Below are 4,398 nucleotides of genomic sequence, written 5' to 3' on the forward strand. Positions count from 1 at the left end.
AGCAGGTCTTCGGATGCGATATGTCAAATAATTATGTTGCGGCAAAGAGCGCTTATGAATATGAGTGGGACACATCGGGAAAAGCGAGCGGCGTGTATATTTATCTGATAAAGGCGGACAGAAACGGCGTCAGCCTTAAGAAGACAGGAAAGATGGCGGTGATAAAATGATGGACGGGGGGATGATATGAAAGTTACGGATGTTGTTATCAGGATGTCTAAAGGTTCTTCCAAGATAAAGGCTTTTGCCGTTGTCACTTTTGACAATGATTTTACGGTGAACGCCTTTAAGGTCGTCGAGGGCCCCAACGGCCTTTTTGTGGGCTCTCCTTCCCAGAGAGGCGCCGACGGTAAATTTTACAACACGATAAAAATGAAAAGGGATTCGGACATCAACAGCGAGATCACCGAAAAAGTGCTGGCCAAATACGACGAGACCGCCGGAGAGCCCGGTCCGGACTCTGCCGCGCAGGGGCCTGAGGAAGACGCCCCGCCGGAGTTTGAAGAGCCGGCATAGCCGTCGTTATAGATGCTTAAAAGCGTTTTTTTAGGGCTTGTGCAGGGACTCACGGAGTTTCTGCCTGTTTCCTCGTCGGGGCATCTTGTTCTGGCCAACAGCATCATGGGCAGTTCGAGCGACGCGGCTTTTAAGGAGACGGCTTTTCTTCATCTGGCGACGCTTTTAGCGGTGTTGTTCTATTTCAGAAAAGGCCTTGTTTCTCTCGTGAGGGATTTCTTCAGAAAGGCCGGATCCGGAGCCCGGATGACGGTCCTGTATCTTTTCATAGCCAGTATACCGGCGGGCATTGCGGGAGTGCTGTCCAAAGACCTGCTCGGTGAGATTTTCGCATCAAACTCCGTCTGGATCTCGCTTTTTTTCCTTCTTAACGCCGCTCTGCTCATAGGGAGCGATTTTATCAAAGAAAAAAATGTGCCGCTTAACGGCCCAAAATCATTTTTCATAGGTATTTTACAGGCGCTGGCGATCCTGCCCGGTATTTCACGGAGCGGCTCCACGATAGGCGCGGGAATCCTTTGCGGCATGACCCGCGCGAAGGCGGTGGAGTTTTCTTTTTACATGAGCATCCCAGCCGTGCTTTTCGGCAATTTGCTTTTAGGGTCGTTCGATTCTTCTCTTTTCAACGCGTCAATGCTGCTTTCCTCCGTTGCGGCTTTTCTTTCGGGCCTCGCGGCGATAAGTCTGCTTATGCTGATGGTGAAAAGATCGCGTTTGAGATATTTCGGTTTTTACACGCTGGCGATCGCGCTGATAAACCTGTTTTTCATATGAGCAAAAAGAAAGAATCCCAAGCTCCTGATGCACCGGATCGTTCCGCCGATATAGCGGGCATCCTGCTTGTCGGGGCGGGTTTGATGATGGCCTTGTGGCTCAACTGGGAGGCTTCTCAGGGTTTTATAGGTAGGAACATCGCAGCCGCTTCTTATTATCTTTTCGGCTGGGTTTCCAATGTTTTTTCGTTGGCATTAATTGTTTCGGGCGCTCTTCTGATCGCGAAAATAACCGTGCCTAATTTCTGGAAGAAACTCATCGGATTGCTGATGCTTCTGATATCAGTGTGCTCCGCCGTTCATCTTTTCATGATGGGCAGGGTGCCTCCCATAAGCCCGGCCGGTAAGGTCGGTGAACTGCTCGGGCTGGTCCTGAGAGGATTGTTCGGTAAAAAAGGCTCTTTTGTGGTGAGTTTTGCCGGGGCGCTGGCCGCTTTTATACTGGCTTTTGACATAGGGGCGGTAAGTCTTTTCAAGGTCATGGCCTGGCCTTTTGTGAAAATAGCCCTCGCCGCAGGCGCGCTCTGGCGTGCCGTGAAATCTGTTTTACTGCTGTTTAAAAAACGCGCGGCTGTTTCTGCCGCGGCTATTGTAAGGCCCAATCCCGTGATAAAACCCCGGAGGCCTGTGCCAGCGCCCGCTCCTGAAAAAGCTGTTGGCGACGACGATGATTCAGGGGATATCGATGAAGATGACGACGACGATGAGCCCGCTTCAAAACCATCTCCGCCGGCGGATGACGATCGGCCCCAGCGCCCGGAATATCTTCTTCCGGGCACAAACACGCTGCTTAAAAGCCCCCGTCAGGAAAAAGAATCTCCCGATGTCAAACCCCTTGAGGAAGCCTTTGCCTCATTCGGCATCAGCGCCGAGGTGCGGGATATTGTTATAGGCCCGGGCGTCATAAGATATGAGCTTTCCGTCCCGCCGGGGCAGAAAATATCGGCCATACAGAGTCTGAGTAATGACATAGCCATGCAGCTTCGCGCGGAATCAATAAGGATCCTCGCCCCCATTCCCGGCAAGGCCGCGGTGGGAATAGAAGTGCCCCGCAAAAACCGCGAAAAAATAAGTCTGAGGGAACTTCTTGAGTCCGAGAGTTTTACCATGTCAGGTGCGAAACTGCCGGTTATACTCGGAAAAAACGTCGTCGGGGATTCTGTGGTTGCGGATCTTTCCACGATGCCGCATCTTCTTATAGGCGGAGCCACAGGTTCGGGAAAGAGCGTCACCATTCACAATCTCATCCTCAGTCTCCTCTACAAATATTCGCCCTATGAACTGAAACTGATTCTCATAGACGCCAAGATGGTGGAGCTGACCGTTTACAATGACATTCCTCATCTCTTATCCCGCGTGCAGACAGACGTTCACGGGGCTGTGGCGTCGCTCAAGTGGGCGGTTTTTGAGATGCAAAGAAGGCTGAAGCTCTTTTCCGAAAACGGCGTGAGGGATCTGGCGGGCTACCACGAGACCTGCGGGAGCCTTCCTTATATAGTGATCGTGATAGACGAGCTCGCGGATCTTATGGCCGTGGCGCAGAAAGACATGGAGCTTGCCATCACCCGGCTCTCTCAGATGTCGCGGGCATGCGGTATACATCTTGTCCTTTGCACCCAGCGCCCGTCGGTAAATGTCATAACCGGTGTGATAAAGGCAAATCTTCCGGCGAGGATCTCTCTGCATGTGCTTTCAAAGATCGATTCCCGTACCATTCTGGATTCACAGGGAGGAGAGGCGCTCCTTCTGCACGGCGATATGCTCTATCTTCAGCCGGGCTCAAGTTTTCTGGAACGCATTCAGGCGCCTTTTATTTCGCGCAAAGAGGTGCAGAAAATAGTCAAATTCATCCGGAGCCAGAATGTGGACTTTGATTATATGGATCTGGCGAAGGAAGTGAAAAAAAACGATTTCTCCTCCGCTAAGATAAGGGACGATATTTTCTGGGAGGCCGCGGAATTCGTGATCTCCCAGGGGAAGGCCTCCACCTCTCTTCTACAGAGGCGTTTCCGCATAGGTTACGGCCGGGCCGCCGGCTTGATAGATACGATGTATGAACTCGGCGTAGTGGGCGACGATCTCGGCCCCACGAAAGGGAAAGAGATCCTTTGCGACGCCGAAACTCTCGAGCGCCTCAGGGAAAATCTGTGAAAAAAATAATACCAGTTAATTTCTGCCGTGAGGCAATCGCCTCAGAGATATCCGAAGACGGCCGCTCGCGTGTGCGGCTCGCTGCCAATTCAGGCTTCGCCTGCAATTATGCTTGGCCTTATGCATTGTCGCTCCGGGCTTGGGGTCAAACTCGTCGCTCATATGGCCCGCTACGGATACCATCTGCACTGATTCCTGTTATCTTTATTACCGTATTGACATTGTCGCCTGTTTCTGCGGAAATGCCCTCGGGCCCGCTGAAACAGATGTCCGAAGGTGAAGGCGCATCGTCGGCTGTGGCCGATACGACGGAGCGGATTCCGGATCCGGCCATGGAATTGCGCGAGGCGATAGAGAGCGCCGCGACGTTAGAGGTGTCTTTTGAGAAAACGATGGAGATCAATGATTCGGAAAAATCTTTTATCACGAAAGGTAAGATATATTACAGGAAGGATCCGCTTTTGTTTCGGGCGGAGCTGCCCTCCGAGGTGCTGCAGATCGACGCGAAATCAAGAAAGAGACTGGTGAAGAAACACAATGAGATCTATATTGACGACTGGTTCGGGAAAAATCCTATCCTGATGTATTTTGATATACCCGGAGGGGTTTATGAGTCCGGCACATCTCTCCCGGGCGCGGGTCAGGATCCGTCGCGGGTTGTTTTCCGTGCAGGCAGAGACGGCGATGAAATAGAGGCCATATACGACAGAAAGGAAAAAATGCTAAAATCCGTGAAGGTTGAAAATTCCGTGATGAGAACATTCACGGAAATAAAATCGTGGAAGAAGAACGCGAAGATCGCGCCCGGGGTTTTTGATTTCCCCCGCGGGGCGAAGATAATAGACATGAGAAAATGACGCTTGCGAATAAAATAACTTTTCTGCGGATGACGGGGATACCGGTTTTTATGGTGATGGTCAGCCTCGGGGGATTCTGGAATTACGCGGCGGCCTCTTTC

The 4,398-nt window shown here is 51.6% G+C and carries 4 protein-coding genes and 1 pseudogene; all 5 read left to right on the forward strand.

The window, feature by feature from the left end:
• The first annotated feature begins 186 nt into the window (after positions 1-186).
• Positions 187-516: pseudogene (locus FP827_05725) on the forward strand (stage V sporulation protein G).
• A 12-nt stretch (positions 517-528) separates the two neighbouring features.
• Positions 529-1,290, forward strand: a complete 762-nt coding sequence (locus FP827_05730) for an undecaprenyl-diphosphate phosphatase (GenBank protein ID MBA3052569.1) — start codon at positions 529-531, stop codon at positions 1,288-1,290.
• Positions 1,287-3,440 carry a DNA translocase FtsK gene (locus FP827_05735; GenBank protein MBA3052570.1) on the forward strand — a complete coding sequence of 718 codons (2,154 nt, stop codon included), beginning with the start codon at positions 1,287-1,289 and terminating at the stop codon, positions 3,438-3,440. Before FP827_05730 ends, FP827_05735 begins: the two co-directional genes overlap by 4 nt.
• A 242-nt stretch (positions 3,441-3,682) precedes the next feature.
• On the forward strand, positions 3,683-4,297 hold the full coding sequence (locus FP827_05740; GenBank protein MBA3052571.1) for a hypothetical protein: 615 nt from the start codon (positions 3,683-3,685) through the stop codon (positions 4,295-4,297).
• Positions 4,294-4,398 (forward strand): CDP-diacylglycerol--glycerol-3-phosphate 3-phosphatidyltransferase (locus FP827_05745; protein MBA3052572.1); only part of this gene is annotated, 105 nt, incomplete at its 3' end. The genes FP827_05740 and FP827_05745, both read left to right, overlap by 4 nt.

Source organism: Candidatus Omnitrophota bacterium, assembly GCA_013791745.1.
In the GTDB taxonomy this organism is placed as follows: domain Bacteria; phylum CG03; class CG03; order CG03; family CG03; genus CG03.